The following is a 19,617-nucleotide window of genomic DNA, read 5'->3' as shown; positions in this document are numbered from 1 at the left end:
GCGACTCTATCAGTGCGCCATTTGCGGATGCGATAGGGGTTTCCCTTACTTGTTTTAAGGAATTTTCAGTCGAGCTGGCATTGCATCGCCCGTTTGTCGCGCTTCTTTAATCTTCTGCCTGGAGTCGTTCATGAGTACTGCACTGCCTTCGTTGGGATTCGCCGGGATTGGCCTGATGGGCCTGCCGATGTGCCAGCGCCTGTTGGCGGCGGGTTATCCGCTGACGGTGTGGAACCGCAGCCCGGACAAATGCGCCACGTTGGTGGCCGCCGGTGCGCGGCTTGCGGCCAGCCCGGCCGAGCTGAGCCGTGACAGCGACATGGTGTTGCTGTGCCTGGCCGACACGGCGGTGGTACGCGAGGTTGTGTTTGGCGAGCAAGGCATCGCCGAGGGCGGGCGCAGCGGCCAGTTGTTGGTGGACTTGTCCAGCCTGGAGCCGACTGCCACGCGGGAAATGGCTGCCGAACTGGCTGCGCTGTGCGGCATGGCCTGGCTGGATGCCCCCGTGTCGGGTGGTACGCCAGGGGCCGAGGCGGGTACCTTGGCGATCATGGTGGGGGGTGAGGCCACGGATCTGCAGCGGGCCCGCCCGGTTCTGCAGGTGCTCGGCCAGCGGGTGACGCACATGGGCGGTGTGGGTGCGGGGCAAGTGACCAAGGCCTGCAATCAGATGATCGTGGCCTGCAATGCGCTGGTGATTGCCGAGGTGGTGGCGTTGGCCGAACAGTCAGGTGTTGACGCCACGCTGATCGCCGAAGCCCTTGCCGGTGGCTTTGCCGATTCGAAGCCGCTGCAGATCCTGGCACCGCAGATGGCCGAAAGCCGTTTCGAACCGGTCAAGTGGCATGTGCGCACTTTGCTCAAGGACTTGGACGGAGCCGTCAAGCTCTCCCGCGAGCAGGGCACGGCAACGCCGCTCAGTGGCCTTGCCGCGCAGTTGATGCGCCTGCACGGTAGCCAGGGCTTTCTGCAAAAAGATCCGGCGACCCTGGTAGAGCTGTATCGCAACAAGGCCTGAATACAGCGTCCTGGCGGTCGAGCTGATCGAGCAGCGAGCGTAACTCGCTCAGCGGTAGCGGGCGGCTGAGCAGGAAACCCTGCAGATAGTCGCAGCCATTGCTGGCCAGGAATTCGTGCTGCTCGACGGTTTCCACGCCTTCACTGACCACCTCCAGGTGCAGGGTGTGGGCCATGGCGATGATCGCCTGGATGATCTCGCGATCCTTCTGGCTGCCGGGCACATCCTGCAGGAACGAGCGGTCGATCTTCAGCACGTCCAGAGGCAGGCGCTTGAGGTAGGCCAGCGACGAATAGCCGGTGCCGAAATCATCGATCGACAGGCCTACTCCCTGGTCGCGAATGCGCTTGAGCAGGCTGACGGTGTGCTCGATGTCGCCCATCAAGGCATGCTCGGTGACCTCCAGCTCAAGATGGCGAGGCGCCAGGCCCGCCTGGTACAGCGCCACTTCCACTTCATCAGGCAGGGTTTCATGGCCCAGAGTCACTGCCGAGCAATTGACCGTGAGCTGGAGGCTGGTAAAACCATGCTGCTGAAGCCGGGCCAGGTCCTGGCAGGCGTGACGCAGCACCCACAGGTCGAGGTCGACCATCAGGCCGTTGGCTTCGGCAATGCTGATGAACCGGTCAGGCCCCATCAGCCCGTGCAGCGGGTGCTGCCAGCGTACCAGCGCTTCTAGCTTGGCCACCTGGCCGGTGCGCACGTCGAATATGGGTTGGTAGTGCAGGCACAACCCTCGTTCTTCGAGCAGGGCAATGCGCAGTTCCTCTTCCAGCTGCAAGGCCAGGCTGGCACGGTTTTTCAGGCTGCTGTTGAAAAAGTGCAGGCTGTTGCGGCCGCTGCCCTTGGATTGATACAGAGCCAGGTCGGCATGCTTGAGCAGTTCCTCGGCGTTCAGGCCGTCATCGGGGTAGATGCTGATGCCAATGCTGGTGGTCATGACCATGCGCCGGCCGCCCAGATCAATAGGGTCCTTCATCCGTTGCATGATGCGCTGTGCGAGGTGGCGTGCCTCGTCACGGTTGTTGAGCGAGGTGACCACGCAGAATTCGTCACCGCCGAAGCGGGCGACCAGGTCGTGGCTGCGGGTGGCTGCCTTGATGTGGTTGGCGATCACTTTGAGCAGTTCGTCGCCGGCATCGTGGCCGAGACTGTCGTTGATGCGCTTGAAGTGGTCGATGTCGAGGAACATCACTGCCAGGCGGTGTTCGCCGGGATTCTGTGCGGCCAGGCGTTCGGCAAAAATCTGGTTGAAACCACGGTGGTTGACCAGGTTGGTCAGGGCGTCGTAATGGGCGGCCTGTTGCAAGGATTCGCGGGCCTGGTCCAACTGGCTGAGCAGCACACCATAACGGCGCAGGTCGTCTTCCTTGCTCTGCAGCTTCTTGTCGGCCAGTGCGGCACTGATGCTGCTGCCACTGATCAGTAAGGTGATGAAGGCTACGGTCAGCCCCAGCTGCAGGCTGTTGTCGGTCGTTGGCAGGCTCAGGGCGGTGGAGGCGGGGATGACCAGGGTCATGGCGGCCATGGCGGTGAAATGGGTAGCAACGATGCCGCCGGCCATCAGCAAACTGGCGCCATACTTCAGGGTCTGGTGCAGATTGCCGCTGCCTTTGCGGAAGTAACGGGCCAGCAGCAAGGCGGCAAGGCTGGTGAGCAGGGCGATGGCGGCGCTGCTCAGCAGCAGCTGGGTCTGGTAGTACTGCCGGGCGCCGGTCTGTAGCGCGGCCATGCCAACGAAATGCATGAGGATGATGCCCAGGCCGATGAGCAAGGCACTTTGCAGGTAGTGATGCAGGCGCATGTTGCTGCGGTCGAGGCTGGTCATTGCCAACCACGCTACTACCAGGGCGATCAGCAGTGACAGGCCGGTCAGCGAAACGTCGTAGTGCATTTCCAGCGGGGCCTGGAAGGCCAGCATGCTGATGAAGTGCATGGCCCAGATGCCGCCAGCCAGGCAGCAGGCACCGAGCATGCGCCACTGCCGCTGCGCGGCGCGCTGTTCGCTTTGGGATTGGCGCTCGGCCATGTCGAGGGTGGCAAAGCAGGCCGCGCTGGCCACGGCGAAGGCAATCAGAATCAGCAGCGGTTCATGGCGGCAGTCAATGACGATGCGCCCGGTTGCCGGCAGTTCGGTGAACAGTTGCAGCCCCAGCCATTCCATTGCTTGCCCTTCGCTCGAGTTTTCACTCGTCTCCGTTCAAGCGCCGTGGAGACTGTTCTGGGGCAGTATAGAAACAGCTCGGTGAACCTTCCTGGCTAGTGGCACTTTGACTTCAATGATTTGGTTCTGGCGTTGATAGCCATTGGGCATAACGAACGGGAGGGCGCAATCGCCCCCCGTCCTATGGCAAGCCGATCAGCCGGCGACCAGCACACGGATCGCTTCAAGGCGCAGCGCAGCCTTGTCGAGCATCGCCAGGCCTTGTTCACGCTGCTTGCGCAGCGCTTCGATCTCGCTGTCACGCACGCTCGGGTTGACGGCTTGCAGGGCAGTCAGGCGTGCCAGCTCTTCATCGGCTTCGGCGACCAGGCGGCGCTGGGCTTCGGCCACACGCTCGACGTGCACTGGCATGACCTTGGCTTCACCGCCGCTGATGCGCTTGGCCAGCACGTCACGCTGGGCCTGGACGAACTTGTTGGCGCTGGCCCGTGGCACGCTTTCGAGCTGGTCGTTGAGGGTTTCGAACGCCACCCGCGAAGCCAGGTCGTTGCCGTTGGCATCGAGCAGGCAGCGCAGTGCTGCTGGCGGCAGGTATCGGCCCAGTTGCAGGCTGCGGGGCGCCACCACTTCGCTGACGAACAGCAGTTCGAGCAGCACGGTGCCCGGCTTGAGTGCCTTGTTCTTGATCAGCGCGACCGCCGTGTTGCCCATCGAGCCGGACAGCACCAGGTCCATGCCGCCCTGCACCATCGGGTGCTCCCAGGTCAGGAACTGCATGTCTTCGCGCGACAGCGCCTGGGCGCGGTCGTAGGTAATGGTCACGCCTTCGTCGTCGCCGAGCGGGAAGCTGGCGTCGAGCATCTTTTCGCTGGGTTTGAGGATGAGGGCGTTTTCCGAATGGTCTTCGCTGTCGATGCCGAAGGCGTCGAACAGGGTTTCCATGTAGATCGGCAGGGCGAACTGGTCATCTTGCTCAAGGATCGCCTCGACCAGTGCCTGACCTTCGCCGGCACCACCGGAGTTGAGCTCCAGCAGGCGGTCACGGCCGCTGTGCAGCTCTGCTTCCAGGCGCTCGCGCTCGGCGCGCGCCTCGCTGACCAGCGCAGTCCAGGCCTTGGCATCGCCGCCTTCCAGCATCGGCAGCAGACGCGGGCCGAACTGGTGCTGCAGGGCGTTGCCGGTCGGGCAGGTATTGAGGAAGGCGTTCAGGCCTTCGTGGTACCACTGGAACAGGCGCTCCTGCGGGCTGTCCTGCAGGTACGGGATGTGCAGCTCGATGGTGTGCTTCTGGCCGATCCGGTCGAGGCGGCCGATACGCTGTTCGAGCAGGTCCGGGTGGGCTGGCAGGTCGAACATCACCAGGTGATGGGCGAACTGGAAGTTACGGCCTTCACTGCCGATCTCGGAGCAGATCAGCACCTGGGCGCCGAACTCTTCGTCAGCGAAGTAGGCCGCGGCGCGGTCACGTTCGAGGATGCTCATGCCTTCATGGAACACTGTGGCCGGGATACCTGAGCGCACGCGCAGGGCGTCTTCCAGGTCCATGGCGGTTTCGGCGTGGGCGCAGATCACCAGGACCTTGGTGCGCTTGAGCATCTTTAGCGTGTCGATCAGCCAGTCGACCCGTGGGTCGAAGCGCCACCAGTGTTCGTCATCGCTGACTTCACCTTGGGCCTGGAAGGCTACTTCCGGGTACAGCTCGGCGTGTTCGCCGGCGGGCAGGTCCTGGTATTGCGCGGGGTTGGCCAGTGGGTAGGGGTGCAGCTGGCGCTCGGGGAAGCCCTGGACAGCCGCACGGGTGTTGCGGAACAGCACGCGACCGGTGCCGTGGCGGTCGAGCAGTTCGCGGATCAGGCGGGCACTGGCCTGGGTATCGCCATCGTTGACTGCAGCCAGCAAGGCTTCGCCTTCGGCGCCGAGGAAGCCCTGGATGGTGGCATGGGCCTTGGGTGACAGGCGGCCTTCTTCAAGCAGCTCTTGCACGGCTTCGGCCACCGGGCGGTAGTTTTCACTCTCGGCGCGGAATGCCGCGAGGTCGTGGAAGCGGTTGGGGTCGAGCAGGCGCAGGCGGGCGAAGTGGCTGTCCTGGCCGAGCTGTTCCGGGGTGGCTGTCAGCAGCAGCACGCCCGGGATGACTTGCGCCAGTTGCTCGACAAGGCCGTACTCAGCGCTGACTTGATCTTCGTGCCACACCAGATGGTGCGCCTCATCGACCACCATCAGGTCCCAGCCTGCGGCGAACAGTGCGTCCTGTGCCTTTTCGTCATCGACCAGCCATTCCAGGGCGACCAGCGCCAACTGGGCATCCTCGAACGGGTTGCTGGCGTCGCTTTCGATGAAGCGCTCGGCGTCGAACAGGGCGACCTGCAGGTTGAAGCGCCGGCGCATTTCCACCAGCCACTGGTGCTGGAGGTTTTCCGGGACCAGGATCAGCACGCGGCTGGCGCGGCCCGACAGCAGCTGGCGGTGAATCACCAGGCCGGCTTCGATGGTCTTGCCCAGGCCCACTTCGTCGGCCAGCAATACGCGCGGGGCGCTGCGGTCGGCGACCTCGCGGGCGATGTGCAGCTGGTGGGCGATCGGTTGCGCGCGGCAACCGCCCAGGCCCCAAAGCGACGACTGCATCTGCTTGCTGGTGTGGTGCAGGGTGTTGTAGCGCAGGCTGAACCACGACAGCGGGTCGATCTGCCCGGCGAACAGGCGGTCGCTGGCCAGGCGGAACTGGATGAAGTTCGACAGTTGGGTTTCCGGCAGGGTGCGCGCCTGGTTCTGGCCATCCAGGCCGTGGTAGACCATCAGCCCGTCGATGTCCTCGACCTCGCGGACGGTCAGCTTCCAGCCTTCGAAGTGCGTGATCTGGTCACCCGGAGAGAAACGCACGCGGGTCAGCGGCGCATTGCGCAGGGAATACTGGCGGGTGTCGCCAGTGGCCGGGTAGAGCACGGTCAACAGGCGGCCATCCTGCGCCAGGATGGTCCCAAGGCCAAGCTCCGCTTCACTGTCGCTGATCCAGCGTTGCCCCGGTTGATACTGCTGCGCCATACTGCCTGAACTCCCGCGATGAAAAGCCGGCTATGTTAACGGATAGGCCGGGCGGACCATAGACCAGAAGTCCATGAGTCTAGCTGTTTCATTGCAGAATACCGTCTTGCTGACGAGGGCTACGCACCGATATGCCGCTCAAGCACCGCTGGTTGCACACTTCTCTGGCCATGGGCAGCTTGCTGCTGGCCGCCTGTGAGCAGAAAAATTTCGAAACCTTGCCTGCGATCCCGGTCGAGCAGCTCGAAGTGCTGGGCGTGCAGACGCCGATCAAGAGCGTGCACTTCCGCGATCGCGACGGCGAAGGGCTGCTGGTGCTTAGCCGCAGCGATGGCCAGGCAGTCGATGCCGAGTCCGAACAGGAAGTCGACAAGGTGGTGCTCAAGGCCACCCTGTATGGTCGCACCGCCGAGGGTGACGCGTTCAAGCCGCGTTGGCAGATCGAGCAGGAAACCACCTGCCCGGGGCTGGACCTGGATGTCGACTTCTATACCGATGTCAGTGATGTCAGTGACCTGAACAAGGACGGCGTCGCCGAAGTGACCGTGGCCAGCCACGCCTTTTGTGGTGGCGGCATCGACCCGCATGACATCGCCATCGAGATGCGCGAAGGGCAGAACGCCTACACCATCACTGGCCAGTCGCTGATCACCCCGGCAGGTGAAGAGCCGGTTGGCGGTGAGCGTGAAGACAGCGCTTCGTTGAAGAGCGCGCCACAGGTGCTGCGTGAGCATATGGATTCAGTCTGGCAACAGGTCTACAAGCGGCCCTGGAGCGAAGCCAGCCCGCCAGCCGACGACGACCCTGAGGATGAAGCCGAATAACGGCGGTCTATACTGGCAAGGTGCGGCGGTGGTGGCCGCACGTCCTCACCTTTGACGCTCAAGCTGGCTAACGGATGGCCGATACAGTGGGCACAGGAGAATTTCCATGCTGCCGCCGATCATCCCGCTCAGTGCTGCCCCGGTGACTTCGCAACTGGACCCGGTGAAACAGACGCCCGACATCAAGCCGGTGGTGCCGGTGCAGCCTTCGTCCGATGAAAGCGCCATCGACCTGAAGCAGCAGCGCGACCCGCAGGAGCAAGTCCTGTTGCTGCGCGAAGAGCAGCGTCGCCAGCAGCGGCGCAACAACAAGGGCGAAGCGGAGCTGTACAGCGCCTTGCCGGGGGACGAAGTAAACGCCGACAACACCGTGCCGGTGGCGCCGCTGATGGGTGAGAACCCACGCCAGGGCCTGCTGGTCGATATCGAAGTTTGACGCGGGGCTGGTCACGGCCAGCGCCTGGCTTCATGATGCAAGTCTCTGTTGATCGTCGAGCCCACCCATGAGCCAAGACAACCTCATCGACTTCGATGCCGAGCGCGCCAAGCGCATCCATGACCTCAAGGAAAAACGCCTGAACGAGGTGCGCCAGGCATTCGAGCAGGCCATGCCGCTTGCCACCGCGAAGAAAAAGAAGCCCAAGGGCAAGCCCAAGAAGCGCTGAAACTTGACGCAGGTCAAGCCTGCACCCGCCTCGCGTGCCCGGTCCCGGGCAGCATTGACCCTGATCAATTTTCCCCGCCCCCGTATTCGTTACCTTGCACCCATCGGACAACGGCAAACGAATCGGGAGGCCAGCATGTTCTTCGACAATGTGGTTATCGCGGGCGTGGTAACGGTCGGGTTGATGTTTGCATTCTTTGCCGGTCTGGGCATTTTCATCTGGAAGGACGCACAGAAGCGCAAGCCGCGCTGATCTTCCGGATCCACGAGCACGCAAGGCATTTAGGGCGACTTCGGTCGCCTTTTTTTTTGCCTGCGTTTCTGTCGCCCAATATTGTTAGCTAGCTAATTAATCGGCTCGTGAGTATCCTTCGCTACGTTGTCTATCGTTTATCAATACATCCTTACAAGGTCGGTTACGTGCCCATCACCTTCCAGGCCCTTTTCGCACCCAGCAGCCTTGCCATCAAGTTCGCCATCAAGACCCTGCTAGGTGCTGGCCTGGCACTGTGGCTGGCCATGCGCTGGGGGCTGGAGCAACCGTCATGGGCATTGATGACCGCGTTCATCGTCGCCCAGCCGTTGTCCGGGATGGTGGTGCAGAAGGGCCTGGCGCGGCTGGCGGGTACCTTGGTCGGCACGGTGATGTCGGTGGTGTTCATCGGCCTGTTCGCCCAGGCCCCCTGGCTGTTCCTGATCACCCTGGCGTTATGGCTGGCCCTGTGCACGGCGGCTTCCACGCAGTTGCGCAGTGCCTGGGCCTATGCGTTCGTGCTGGCCGGCTATACCGCCGCCATCATCGCCTTGCCCGCCATCAGTCATCCCTTGCAGGTGTTCGACCAGGCGGTGGCACGTTGCACTGAAATCTGCCTGGGGATTTTCTGCGCAACGGCCAGCAGCGCGCTGATCTGGCCCATGCGGGTCGAACAGCAGCTCGCCGGGCAGGCCCGTCAGGCCTGGCAGAATGGCTTGCAGGCGGCAAGTGCCATGCTCGGCGGCGAGGATGAAGCGCGCAAAGGGTTGCTGGACAGCCTCGGGCGTATTGTCGCCATCGATACCCAGCGTGAGCACGCCTGGTTCGAGGGGCCGCGCGGGCGGCAGCGGGCCAAGGCCATTCGCGGGTTGAGCCAGAAGCTCATGGTGATGCTGCGTATTTCACGTTCGGTCCGTCGGCAGTGGCGACAACTGGACGAGCGCGAAACCGCGCACCTCGGTCCTTGGCTCGAAGAACTGCGTGCCCTGCTGGTCAAACCTGATCAGCCGAGCCTGCTTGTGTTGCGCCAGCGCATCTGGGACGCCGCGCATGCCGAGCAGATCAGCTCTGCCGAGCACTTCTGCCTGGCACGCATGGCCTTGTTGCTGGACTTCGCCATGGCCGCTACTCAGGCCTTGGACGATGTCGAGGCGGGCAGGGCGCCGAAGGATGTCGCCCAGGGCCTGGCAGCGCACCGCGACTGGTCGCTGGCTTTGTTGTTCGGCTCACGCAGTGCCCTGGCCTTTCTGGTCATGAGCGGCTTCTGGCTGGCCACTGCCTGGCCGTCTGCGCCGGGCGGCCTGGTGCTGACCTGCGTGGTCTGCAGCCTGTTCGCCAGCCGCGAGAATGGCGCACAGATCGGTCTGAGCTTCTTGCGCGGCATCTGCCTGGCGATCCCGACGGCCTTCCTGGTCGGGCAGATCATCCTGCCGCAGTGGAGCAGCTTCGCCATGCTCTGCCTGAGCATGGGCGTGCCGCTGTTCTTTGGTGCCCTGGGTATGGCCCATCCACGTACCGGTGCCACCGCGACCTCTTATTGCCTGCACTTCATCGTGCTGGTCTCGCCGCTCAATGCCATGACCTTCGGGGTGGCGACCATGCTCAACAGCGCCCTGGCCATGTTGGTGGGCGTGGGCGCCGCCGTGTTGGCGTTCCGCCTGCTGGTGTTCCGCCACCCGGCCTGGCTTGGCCGGCGCCTGCGCGCCGCGACCCAGAGTGACCTGGTGCGCCTGACCCGGCGCGACCTGCGCGGTGCCGACAGTTGGTTTGGCGGGCGCATGGCCGACCGCCTGATGCAATTGGCCCGGCACGCCAGCGAATTGCCGGCCACCGAGCGCAAGCGTTGGGATGACGGCTTGCATGGGCTGGATATCGGCGACGAACTGGTGCATCTGCGCATGTGTCTGGCGGTGGCCCAGGTGCCGTTGGGGGCTGCGGAGCGTGAATACCTGCAGCAGGTCGAGGCGGTACTGGCCAAAGGCCCGGCGGTTGGCCGCGAGCAGCGCCTGGATGGGGCCAGCGAGCAGTTCATCGCGGCCTTGCAGCGGGCGCCGGCCAGTGACCCATTGCGCCTTGCCCAAGGCGCGGTGCTGCAGTTGCAGAAGAGCTGGGGGAAATGGTGCCGTGCGCAGGAGGATGACCATGGGCTTGCGTGAGTGGGAGCTGGGCGGTGTGCTGCTCAGCCCTTTCCTGATTTATGTGTTGATGGCGCTGGCGCTGACCGGCGTGCTGCGCCTGCTGGTGCAGGCCACACCGTTGGGGCGCTGGATCTGGCATGAAGCGCTGTTCGATGCGGCGCTGTTCGTTTGTCTGCTGTTCCTGGTAGTTCGCCTGCTGGGGCCTTTGTAAGGAGTGATTCGATGCGTGCTGTCGTCCGTATCCTGGTGACCTTGTGCGTGGTCGCTATTGCTGTTCTGGCCGGTTTCAAGCTCTGGCAGTACTACATGCTCACGCCGTGGACGCGTGATGCCAGGGTGCGCGCCGATGTGGTGGTGATCGCCCCGGACGTATCTGGATGGGTGCGTGATCTCAAGGTGCAAGACAACCAGCAGGTCAATGCGGGCGACCTGTTGATGAGCATTGATCGCGAGCGTTTCCAGGCCGCGTTCGACCAGGCCAGCGCGGTGGCTGAAACCCGCGCCCAGCAGTTGCACCTGCGCGAACGTGAAGCGGCACGACGCACGGCCTTGGGCCCGGAGGCGATCAGTGCCGAGCTGCGCGAAAACGCCCAGATCAACGCCGCCATAGCCCGTGGTGAACTGCACGAGGCCGAAGCCCAGTTGCAGGTGGCGAAGATCAACCTGGCGCGCAGCGAAGTGCGGGCGCCGCGTAGCGGGCATATCACCAACCTGCGCCTGGCCGAGGGCAACTACGTCAATACTGGCCAATCGGTGATGGCCCTGGTGGATGATTCGACGTTCTACATCCAGGCCTATTTCGAGGAGACCAAGTTGCCGCGCATTCGGGTTGGCGACGAGGTCAAGGTCTGGCTGATGGGCGCAGGCAATGCGATGCAGGGCCATGTGGAAAGCATCAGCCGTGGTATCACCGACAGCAACAGCAACCCGGACAGCCAGCTGCTGCCGGTGGTGGAACCGACCTTCAACTGGGTGCGGCTGGCGCAGCGCATACCGGTAAGGATCAGGCTGGATGAGATTCCTGAGGGCGTGCACCTGAGCGCGGGGATGACCGCGAGCGTGCAGGTGCATGAGCATCAGGCGCAACAGTGAAGCCCTAGGGGCCGTAAAGAGGCCCCGTTTCCGCGGCCTTAAAGGAACATCCCACCCGACACTTCCAGCCGCTGCCCGGTAATCCAGCCATTGCCTTCTTCCAGCAGCAGCGCAATGGCAGCGCCGATATCGTCCGGTAACCCGACCCGCCCCAGCGCAGTATTGCCGGCAATGAAATCATTGACCTGCTGGTTGTCGCGCACGACACCGCCACCAAAATCAGTCTCGATCGCCCCCGGCGCGAGGATATTGACCCGTATGCCCCGTGCGCCGAGTTCCTTGGCCTGATACCGGGTCAATACCTCCATCGCCCCCTTCATGGCCGCATAGGCGGCATACCCGGGCAATGCAAAACGCGCAAGTCCGGACGACACGTTGACGATACGCCCGCCATCGACCAGCAACGGCAGCAGCCGTTGGGTGAGGAAGAACGGCCCCTTGAGCTGAATGTTCAGCAACTGGTCGAACTGTGCCTCGGTGGTTTCGCTGAACGGCACGTTCAGGCCGATACCGGCGTTGTTCACCAGGAAATCTAAGCGCTCACGGCCGAAGCGTTGCTGCAAGGTCGTGCCCAGGCGTTCGGCAAAGCTGGCGAAGCTGCTGCAGTCGCCGACGTCCAGTTGCAGCATGGCAGCCTTGGCGCCAGCCGCTTCGAGGGCCTTGGCCACCTGCTGGGCCTCGTCAGCCTTGCTGTGATAGGTGCCGATGATGTCGATACCGCGTGCAGCCAGATGCTCGGCGGCATTGCGGCCCAGGCCACGGCTGGCGCCAGTGATCAGCGCGATCTTGCGAGTCATGTCGTATCCCTCTTGGGTGGTGGATGAGGGACAGGTTATTGATCGCTTCGCGGCTGTTAAATCCAGCAGAATCGGAAATACTGTTCGTGTATTTCGAACAGTCGGGGTGAAGATGAACAAGCTGGAGCTGCTGCGCACGTTCATTCGGGTCAGCGAGTTGAACAGTTTCACTCTGGCGGCAGACAGCCTGGCCCTGCCACGCTCGACGGTATCGGAGCAGGTCAGGGCGCTTGAACAATTACTCGGCACGCGCCTGTTCAACCGCACCACACGGCGCGTCCAGGTGACCCAGGACGGTGTTCTGCTTTATGAGCGCAGCAAGGATCTGCTGTCGGGCATGGATGAGATCGAGAGCCTGTTCCGTGCCGATGATGCGGAGCTGGCAGGCTGCCTGCGGATCGACATGCCGACCATGATGGCCCGGCGTGTGATCATTCCGGCTTTGCCGCAATTCCTGTCACGGTTTCCCAGGCTGGAGGTGGAGATCAGTTGCACCGATCGACAGGTTGACCTGCTGCGTGAAGGGTTCGATTGTGTGATGCGCATCGGTGCGCTGAACGACTTGGATGTCGTGGCGCGGCCTGTCGGCCAGTTGAGCATGCGTAATTGCGCCAGCCCCGCCTACCTTGCCCGATTTGGGGTGCCGCAGTGCCTGGAAGACCTAGCCGGGCACCGCCTGGTTCACTATGTGCGCAACCTGGGTGCGCGCAGTGCCGGTTTTGAATATGTGCAGGATGGCCAGGTGTGCTTTCAGCCCATGGGCGGCGCGGTCACGGTCAATAACGCCGAGGCCTATTCGGCGGCATGCCTGGCGGGCCTTGGCTTGATCCAGGTGCCGGCAGTGGGTGTCGCGCATCACCTGGCAAGCGGCGAATTGGTGGAGGTCATGCAAGCCTGGCAGGCACAGGCCATGCCGGTGTCCTTGCTGTATGCGCGGCAACGCCATGTACCACGCCGGGTCCAGGCCTTCATGAGCTGGCTGGGCGGCCTGCTGGCGTCGCAGGTCGACCCACTGCCGGGCAGCGAAAACCTTGGCACAACGATGAGCACATGAGCTAGGCTGCCCACTGCGCGTCGCTCATCAGAGGCGACCGCTGCCTGCCTGGCGTGCGTCACTTCCGTTCATTTGCGAGGTTACGTCATGGCCATCACTTCCCAAGACATCTGCAGTGCTGCCGACCAGCTCAATGGCTTTGTCGGTTTTCATCGCAAGCGCGGTGTCCATATCGTGCGGTTTTCCGAGGACGCGTTCGGCATGGACGTGGCGGATGACAGCATCACACCCTGCAGCGAGTTCGTCTGGCGGCCGCAACAGGATGCGCGCATGGCGCTGTGCCGGGAGCGTCTGGCACTGTTGCTGGAGCAGCATGTGGACGACCGGCTGAACATTGGTGAGCCGTTGCGCATCTACCTGCGGCGCAGTGACCTTCCGGAAATCGTGGCTGAGCGCTCGCTGCGCTGAGCCGCGGCTCAAGAGGCGTTTGCGGTCCAGCCAGGCTTGTGTTGCAACAATTGCTCGAAGCCGGCCTTGTCCAGAGGCCGGCTCAGGTAGTAGCCCTGCACTTCATGGCAGCGGTCGTTCTGCAGTGCCAGCAATTGTTGCTCGGTCTCCACGCCCTCGGCCGTCACCGTCAGCCCCATCGCCTCGCCCAGGTTGATGATTGCCTGTACAACGGCGCGGTCGCTTCCCGTGTCGTTGGCCAGGCCGGCGATGAAACGCTTGTCGATCTTGATGCTGTCGAACGGGTAGGTCCGCAGGTAGCCCAGTGAGGAATAGCCAGTGCCGAAATCATCCATGTTCAGCCGTACGCCCAGCTCCTTGAGCGCGAGCATGGTGCCCAGGGCGCCTTCGATGTTGTTGAGCATCACGTTCTCGGTAATCTCCAATTCCAGCCGCTGGGCAGGGAAGCCGGTTTGCAAGAGGATGTCGCGCATGTCGGCGACCACGTCACTGCGCATGAATTGGGCAGGTGACAGGTTGACTGAAACCAGCAGAGGGGCGGGCCAGTCGCGGGCGCTGCGACAGGCCTCGCTCAGCACCCAGCGGCCGAGGGCAACGATCAGGCCGCTTTGCTCGGCCAACGGGATGAAGTTGTCCGGCGCGAGCAAGCCTTCCTGCGGGTGCTGCCAGCGCAGCAAGGCTTCGACCGAGACGATACGCAAATCGCTCAGGCGATAGCGTGGCTGGTAGTGAAGGACGAGCTCGTTGTTCTTCAGGGCGCGGCGTAAGTCGTTTTCCAGCTGGCGGCGGTACTGGATCTGCTGGTTCATCGCGGCAGCGAAGTAGCGCCAGGTGCCCTTGCCGTCGACCTTGGCCTGGTACAGGGCGATATCGGCGCAGCGGATCAGCTCGCCGGCATCGAAGCCCGGGTCGCGCGTCTGGGCAATGCCGATGCTGACACCAATGTCCAGTTGCTGGTTTTCAAACGCAATGGGTTGCTGCAGCAGTTCGATCAGGCGCCGGCAGAGGCGGTCGATTTCGCTGCGGTTATCCAAGCCTTGGAGGACCAGGACGAACTCATCGCCGCCCAGCCGCGCCACCAGGTCCACGTCGCGTGTGGTGTCGCGCAGGCGTGCGGCCACTTCCTGCAGCACGGCATCACCCGCGGTATGGCCGAGGGAGTCGTTGATCGGCTTGAAGTTGTCCAGGTCGAGCAGCAGCAAGGTCAGCGGCGGTGAGTCGCTGCCGCGCAACAGGGCCTGTTCCAGGTGCCTGGCCAGCTTGTTGCGATTGGCAAGGCCGGTCAGTGGGTCGTGCAAGGACAGGTGCTGTATGCGCGCATGGGCCTCGACTTCGTCGGTGATATCGCTGGCCGTACCGCGAAAGCCGACGAGCTTGCCGTCGAGCTGGATTGCCCGTGCTGATATGCGGCAATAGCGGTTCAGGCCGTTGTGGTCGGGGTAGGCGCAACGCAGGTTGGCCGGTTGTTCCGAGTCGGTCTCGATCTGCCCGTCGAGCCAGGCCGACAACGGCGTGGTTTCACAGCTGAGCAGTTGATTGAGTGGTTGGCCAAGCCATGCCTCGACCGGGTCGCCGGTAACACTGACGAAGCGCTGGGAAAGGTAGGTGAGCCGTTGCTGTCGGTCGGTTTCCCAGATCCAGTCGGAGCTGGCCTCGGCGACTGCGCGAAAACGTTGCTCACTGGCCTCCAGAGCCTGATTGCTCGTATGCAGGTGCTGCAGGCTGAGGTCGATGACACGGGCGTTGCGCAACGCCAGACGAAACAGGTAGAGCAACACCAAGCCCAGTATCAGCAGCGCGCAGAGCAAGGGCGGCAGTACGGCCCAGAGCAGCTGGCGACCGGGCATCGGGCTGGTCCAGCCCAGGCGATAACCGGTGTCGCCCAAGGCAATCTGCTGGCGACCGGGCTCGGGCTCCTCGTTCTTTTCTATATGCATATGTGCAAGGCCAGCCACTTCGCCCAGGCGCGCGAGCTTGGCTTCGGTCAGCTGGTCGATGAACAGCATGACCGGTGCCTGGCTCACCTCTGCTGTGGTGACCTCCTTGTCCGGGCGCACGGCGGCAGCGCTGAGGACTGCCGGCCAGTTATTGAACAGGACGAAACGGTTGACCTGCCCGCGAGCGCTGGCGGCTGCGCGTGCGGCCGCGATGATTTCGGTCAGGGGCGCATCGATGAAACTGCCTGCAGGCGCCTCGGCAGGCGCACCTTTGAACAATGCGTAGGTGGTGTGCTGGTCATCGACCACGAACACACCTTCGTAGCCGCTGGCGCTGTATAGCGATTCGCCGACGTTCTTCTCTTCATAGGCCCACTGCCAGTCGACCTTGCCTGCCAGGTGCTCGAAGGCAGCATCCCACACGGCGTAGCTGGACAGAAACTGCCGTGAGGCCAGCAGGCGTTGTTCCAGCGCCTGGGTGGCATGGAAGGCGCTGCGTTGTTTTTCTTGCTGGTCGAGGGTGGACGCGATGTTGAACAGTGCGCCGAGGGTGATCAGGCAGACGACGCCGAACACCACGCAGAAAAAGCCGATCAGACGACGGACGTGAAGGTGAGGGAGAGGGCTGGCGGTCCTGGCCATGCGCAAACGACTCCTTGTTGACTGCAACTCCCAGCCGGGCAATCAGCAAGGAGGCTCAGTCAGGATAGGCCAGCCTGAGCGCGGTGGCCTCGTCTTGGGCGAAATTGATCTGGTCGCGCCCGCGGCGCTTGGCGCAGTACAGTGCCTTGTCGGCCTGCTCCAGCCAGTGCTCGGCGGACTCCAGGTCGGCGTGGAAAGCCGCCAGACCGATGCTCAAGCTGATGCGCAGGTGCGGCAGCTGTGGGTTGCGGTAGCTGGCGACTTGCTCACGCAAACGCTCCATGGCCTGGCACGCCTGGGCCTCGCTGGTGTCGGGCAGGATCACGCAGAACTCATCGCCGCCGTAACGCCCGGCTTGGTCGGATTCGCGAAGGGAGCGCTTGAGCGCCTCGCTCATCTGGCGCAGCACGCAATCGCCGACCACATGGCCAAAGGTGTCGTTGATGGTCTTGAAGTGATCGATGTCGATGAGGGCGATCACGGCAGCAGACGGTTGCTGCCGGCAGGCCTGGAACCTGAGCAGCAGCAGGTCTTTCCAGGCGCCATGATTAAGCAGGCCGGTCAGGCTGTCGGTCAGGCTCAGGGCGCTGAGGCGACGCTTGTGTTCCCCCAGCTTGATCGCCAGGCGGTAGCAGACCCAGCCCAGCGCCAACGGGTAGAGGGTCAGCATTGGCAGGCAAGCGTAGATCTGCAGCGCCGTTGCGTTCAGCTGTAGCCCGGTGCCCAGCAATGCGCTCCCCAGCAGCATGCCGGTCAGTTGCGCGATTACCCCGCGAACGATCAGGCGCTTGCCGCCTGCGGCCACGTTGTTCATGGTCATCATCGACAGCACGGTCACGGTTGGCAGCGGGTTGAAGTGCATGGCCGCGGTCCAGAAGCCCCCCAGAAGCGAGTCCAGCAGCAGGTTGCGTTGTTCGGCCTGGTAAGGGGCTGCCGAACGCGTTGCCCATTGATAGGCAACATGGGGCCAGAGCAGACCGTTTAACAGTAACAGCGCCCAGACCCAGGCTGGCGGCGCCAGCGGTGCCACGCCAGCGGCTACGCTGAACAGGCCGATCCCAAGGCCGATGACGCGCGGCAGGTAGATGCGTTTGACGAAAGAAAGTCCCTTGCCGCTGCGATTGTCCATCATGGTCTTTGGTCTTCTGCTGGGGTGCCGTTTATCGCATAACTCACGTGAATATTGTCGAACAGTGTTTCATCGACGAAAAATGACCTTACAAGCCAATTCACGGTTGATGTGATCCCAGTGGGGTAACATGAAGCCTTTCCTCTTGCTTGGAGTGTTGCTGCTCATGGCCCCCATGGCTAATCCTGGCGACCGGTCGGCGCCACAGCGGGACGGACGTTTTCACAACCAGGCCAGCCTGCCGCAGGATGGCGTGCTGAAGAAGCTGCGCATCGGCCTCAAGTACCTGTTTCTGCGCAAGCCGCCGGAAACCCGGCCGGCCACCCCGATCAGCGTGCAGCCCATGACCCGGCAGCAGGTGCTCGATGCGCCGGACCACAGCCTCTGGCGCCTGGGGCACTCCACCGTATTGCTCAAGCTGCGTGGTCGCTATTTCATTACCGACCCGGTGTTTGCCGAGCGCGCCTCGCCGGTGCAATGGGCCGGGCCGCTGCGCTTTCATGCGCCACCGCTGGGGCTGGATGAGTTGCCGCCGCTGACGGCGGTGATTCTGTCCCATGACCATTTCGACCATCTCGATGAGCAGGCGATACGCCGACTGGCGCTGCGTGCCGAGCGCTTTCTGGCACCGCTCGGGGTGGGTGACTTGCTGATCGAATGGGGAGTGCCTGCGGCAAAGGTCGAGCAACTGGACTGGTGGCAGGAAACCGAAGTCGAGGGTGTGCGTTTCGTCGCAACGCCCGCGCAACATTTTTCAGGGCGCGGCCTGTTCGACAGCAACCGCACCTTGTGGGCCTCCTGGGTGCTGATAGACGACCAGACGCGTGTGTTCTTCAGCGGTGATACCGGTTACTTCAAGGGCTTTGGCGAAATCGGCGAGCGCTTCGGGCCGTTCGACCTGACATTGATCGAGACCGGTGCCTACAACGTGGCCTGGCCCAACGTGCACATGCAACCAGAGCAGAGTCTGCAGGCACATCTTGACCTGCGCGGGCGCTGGATGCTGCCGATCCATAACGGCACTTTCGACCTTTCCATCCACGGATGGCAGGAGCCGTTCGACCGTATCGTAGCCCTGGCAGCGGCGGCCCAGGTGCGCCTGAGCACGCCACAGATGGGCGAACGGGTCAGTATCGACTCTCCCCATGAGGGCCAGAACTGGTGGCAGCCGCACCCCGCGCATCAGAGGGGCAGGGCGGTCGAACGGGCATTGGCGGCGCGCTGAGTTCAATTGCGGCCTTGTCGCCGCTCTTCGTCCTTTAAAAGCTGCGATGGCGGCTTGCCGCTGTCGCTGCGCACCTGAGCATGGCTGATCAGGGCAAAGATGAAACTGCCGCCGACGATATTGCCCGCCAGGGTCGGCAAGGCGAATTCCAGCCAGAAGCTGCGCCAGGTTTCGTCGCCCGCCCACACCAGATAGGAAACTTCCACCGAGCCGACGACGATATGGGTGAAGTCGCCCAATGCCATCAGGTAGGTGATCATGAGGATGATCCAGATCTTGGCATGCTCCATGGACGGGATCATCCAGACCATGGTGGCGATCATCCAGCCCGAAACGATGCCTTTGGCGAACATCTGGCTGATGTCGTTCTGCATGACTTTGCGCCCGACTTCGAGGAAGGCCACGTCGGTCTTGCTGTCGAAGATCGGCAGTTCGAGCATTACCCAGGCCACCAGCAAGGTGCCTGCGAGGTTGCCGAGCAGCACCACGCTCCACAGTCGCAGCAAGCGCCCGAGGTTGGCCAGGCTTGGCGTGGTCATGACCGGCAGCACGGCGGTGAGGGTGTTTTCGGTGAACAGTTGCTGGCGTGCCAGGATCACCGCAAGAAAGCCTGCGCTGTAGCCAATGCTGGCGATGACCTGGGCGCTGCCGCCGTCGGGCAACCGGGCGTAGAACAGCCCCATGGCCATCAGTGACAGGCCCATGGTCAGGCCGGCGGCAAGTGCAGACCACCAGAGTGCAGCGAGTGTGCGCTCCAGTTCCTGGTCGCCCTGGTATCGAATGATCTCGTGCAATACCGCAGCCCGCGGCGGCTGGTTATGGCTGACTTCCTTCTCTTCGTCCGCCGACAGGCCAGGGGTCTTTTCGCTCTGCGCATCGCTCATGGTCGTTACGCTCCAAGGGTGGGATTCTCTACAGAGCGGTGCGGCATGCATTTAGTTGCCAGGCCGCTGCAGAGGACTCTCTAAAGTTTTTTCAGATCAAGGTGTTGACTCTGATTTCAAAGCGCGTATTATTCGCCTCCTCGCAGCGTTGAACGCAACGAGGCAGGCGTAAGTTGTTGAAGTTGAAGGCTTTTGAAAGAAAGCGACTTCGAAAAAAAACTTCAAAATAAACGCTTGACAGCAAATGAGGGAAGCGTAGAATGCGCGCCTCGGTTGAGACGAAAAGCTCTTAACCAAACGCTCTTTAACAAATCGAATCAAGCAATTCGTGTGGGTGCTTGTGAGT

The 19,617-nt window shown here is 62.9% G+C and carries 17 protein-coding genes; 11 read left to right on the top strand and 6 right to left on the bottom strand.

The window, feature by feature from the left end:
• The first annotated feature begins 130 nt into the window (after positions 1-130).
• The gene (locus ACQKPS_RS14935) at positions 131-1,018 is read left to right on the top strand and encodes an NAD(P)-dependent oxidoreductase (protein ID WP_254481146.1); all 888 of its coding nucleotides are present in this window, start codon (positions 131-133) and stop codon (positions 1,016-1,018) included.
• On the opposite strand, the gene ACQKPS_RS14930 is transcribed toward ACQKPS_RS14935, so the two are convergent.
• Positions 918-3,182 (bottom strand): putative bifunctional diguanylate cyclase/phosphodiesterase, encoded by a 2,265-nt coding sequence (locus ACQKPS_RS14930; protein WP_427604655.1) that lies wholly within the window; start codon positions 3,180-3,182, stop codon positions 918-920. The two genes, ACQKPS_RS14935 and ACQKPS_RS14930, sit on opposite strands and share 101 nt — an antisense overlap.
• Positions 3,183-3,377: 195 nt before the next feature.
• Positions 3,378-6,224: an RNA polymerase-associated protein RapA gene (gene rapA, locus ACQKPS_RS14925; protein WP_427604653.1), complete on the bottom strand. Its 2,847-nt coding sequence runs from the start codon at positions 6,222-6,224 to the stop codon at positions 3,378-3,380.
• A 131-nt stretch (positions 6,225-6,355) separates the two neighbouring features.
• Between rapA and ACQKPS_RS14920 the strand changes: the two genes are divergently transcribed.
• The 7 genes from ACQKPS_RS14920 to ACQKPS_RS14890 all read left to right on the top strand — a co-directional run bounded on the left by ACQKPS_RS14920 (position 6,356) and on the right by ACQKPS_RS14890 (position 11,195).
• Positions 6,356-7,048: a M949_RS01915 family surface polysaccharide biosynthesis protein gene (locus tag ACQKPS_RS14920; protein WP_283725202.1), complete on the top strand. Its 693-nt coding sequence runs from the start codon at positions 6,356-6,358 to the stop codon at positions 7,046-7,048.
• Positions 7,049-7,154: 106 nt separating this feature from the next.
• Positions 7,155-7,484: an aspartate-semialdehyde dehydrogenase gene (locus ACQKPS_RS14915; RefSeq protein ID WP_254481142.1), complete on the top strand. Its 330-nt coding sequence runs from the start codon at positions 7,155-7,157 to the stop codon at positions 7,482-7,484.
• A gap of 67 nt (positions 7,485-7,551) precedes the next feature.
• Complete coding sequence (locus ACQKPS_RS14910; protein WP_165837386.1) at positions 7,552-7,713, top strand: hypothetical protein; 162 nt, start codon at positions 7,552-7,554, stop codon at positions 7,711-7,713.
• Positions 7,714-7,848: 135 nt separating this feature from the next.
• Positions 7,849-7,965, top strand: coding sequence for a cytochrome c oxidase subunit CcoM (gene ccoM, locus ACQKPS_RS14905; RefSeq protein ID WP_054886936.1), 117 nt, complete (start codon positions 7,849-7,851; stop codon positions 7,963-7,965).
• 167 nt (positions 7,966-8,132) lie between these two features.
• The gene (locus ACQKPS_RS14900) at positions 8,133-10,121 is read left to right on the top strand and encodes an FUSC family protein (protein ID WP_427604650.1); all 1,989 of its coding nucleotides are present in this window, start codon (positions 8,133-8,135) and stop codon (positions 10,119-10,121) included.
• Positions 10,108-10,314 carry a DUF1656 domain-containing protein gene (locus ACQKPS_RS14895; RefSeq protein WP_254481140.1) on the top strand — a complete coding sequence of 69 codons (207 nt, stop codon included), beginning with the start codon at positions 10,108-10,110 and terminating at the stop codon, positions 10,312-10,314. Before ACQKPS_RS14900 ends, ACQKPS_RS14895 begins: the two co-directional genes overlap by 14 nt.
• 11 nt (positions 10,315-10,325) lie before the next feature.
• A complete protein-coding gene (locus ACQKPS_RS14890; RefSeq protein ID WP_427604648.1) occupies positions 10,326-11,195 on the top strand; it encodes an efflux RND transporter periplasmic adaptor subunit in 870 nt (289 codons plus the stop codon).
• 38 nt (positions 11,196-11,233) lie between these two features.
• On the opposite strand, the gene ACQKPS_RS14885 is transcribed toward ACQKPS_RS14890, so the two are convergent.
• Complete coding sequence (locus tag ACQKPS_RS14885) at positions 11,234-11,992, bottom strand: SDR family NAD(P)-dependent oxidoreductase (protein WP_254481138.1); 759 nt, start codon at positions 11,990-11,992, stop codon at positions 11,234-11,236.
• Positions 11,993-12,104: 112 nt separating this feature from the next.
• On the opposite strand from ACQKPS_RS14885, the gene ACQKPS_RS14880 reads away from it, so the two are divergent.
• Positions 12,105-13,046 (top strand): LysR family transcriptional regulator, encoded by a 942-nt coding sequence (locus ACQKPS_RS14880; RefSeq protein WP_283725207.1) that lies wholly within the window; start codon positions 12,105-12,107, stop codon positions 13,044-13,046.
• 87 nt (positions 13,047-13,133) lie between these two features.
• Positions 13,134-13,454 carry a DUF2025 family protein gene (locus ACQKPS_RS14875; protein ID WP_176507425.1) on the top strand — a complete coding sequence of 107 codons (321 nt, stop codon included), beginning with the start codon at positions 13,134-13,136 and terminating at the stop codon, positions 13,452-13,454.
• A gap of 8 nt (positions 13,455-13,462) precedes the next feature.
• On the opposite strand, the gene ACQKPS_RS14870 is transcribed toward ACQKPS_RS14875, so the two are convergent.
• Positions 13,463-16,033, bottom strand: coding sequence for a bifunctional diguanylate cyclase/phosphodiesterase (locus ACQKPS_RS14870; protein ID WP_427604644.1), 2,571 nt, complete (start codon positions 16,031-16,033; stop codon positions 13,463-13,465).
• A gap of 55 nt (positions 16,034-16,088) precedes the next feature.
• Positions 16,089-17,162, bottom strand: a complete 1,074-nt coding sequence (locus tag ACQKPS_RS14865) for a diguanylate cyclase (protein WP_427604961.1) — start codon at positions 17,160-17,162, stop codon at positions 16,089-16,091.
• 130 nt (positions 17,163-17,292) lie between these two features.
• On the opposite strand from ACQKPS_RS14865, the gene ACQKPS_RS14860 reads away from it, so the two are divergent.
• A complete protein-coding gene (locus ACQKPS_RS14860; protein ID WP_254481135.1) occupies positions 17,293-18,387 on the top strand; it encodes an MBL fold metallo-hydrolase in 1,095 nt (364 codons plus the stop codon).
• Between the two features lie 2 nt (positions 18,388-18,389).
• On the opposite strand, the gene ACQKPS_RS14855 is transcribed toward ACQKPS_RS14860, so the two are convergent.
• On the bottom strand, positions 18,390-19,271 hold the full coding sequence (locus ACQKPS_RS14855) for a formate/nitrite transporter family protein (RefSeq protein WP_283725210.1): 882 nt from the start codon (positions 19,269-19,271) through the stop codon (positions 18,390-18,392).
• Positions 19,272-19,617: the final 346 nt, after the last annotated feature.

The sequence above is a fragment of the Pseudomonas sp. NPDC086566 genome (assembly GCF_050280885.1).
Classification (GTDB): domain Bacteria; phylum Pseudomonadota; class Gammaproteobacteria; order Pseudomonadales; family Pseudomonadaceae; genus Aquipseudomonas; species Aquipseudomonas vlassakiae.
The sequence above is the reverse complement of the archived record's forward strand: the minus strand, read 5'-3'. Positions and strand labels throughout refer to the sequence as shown.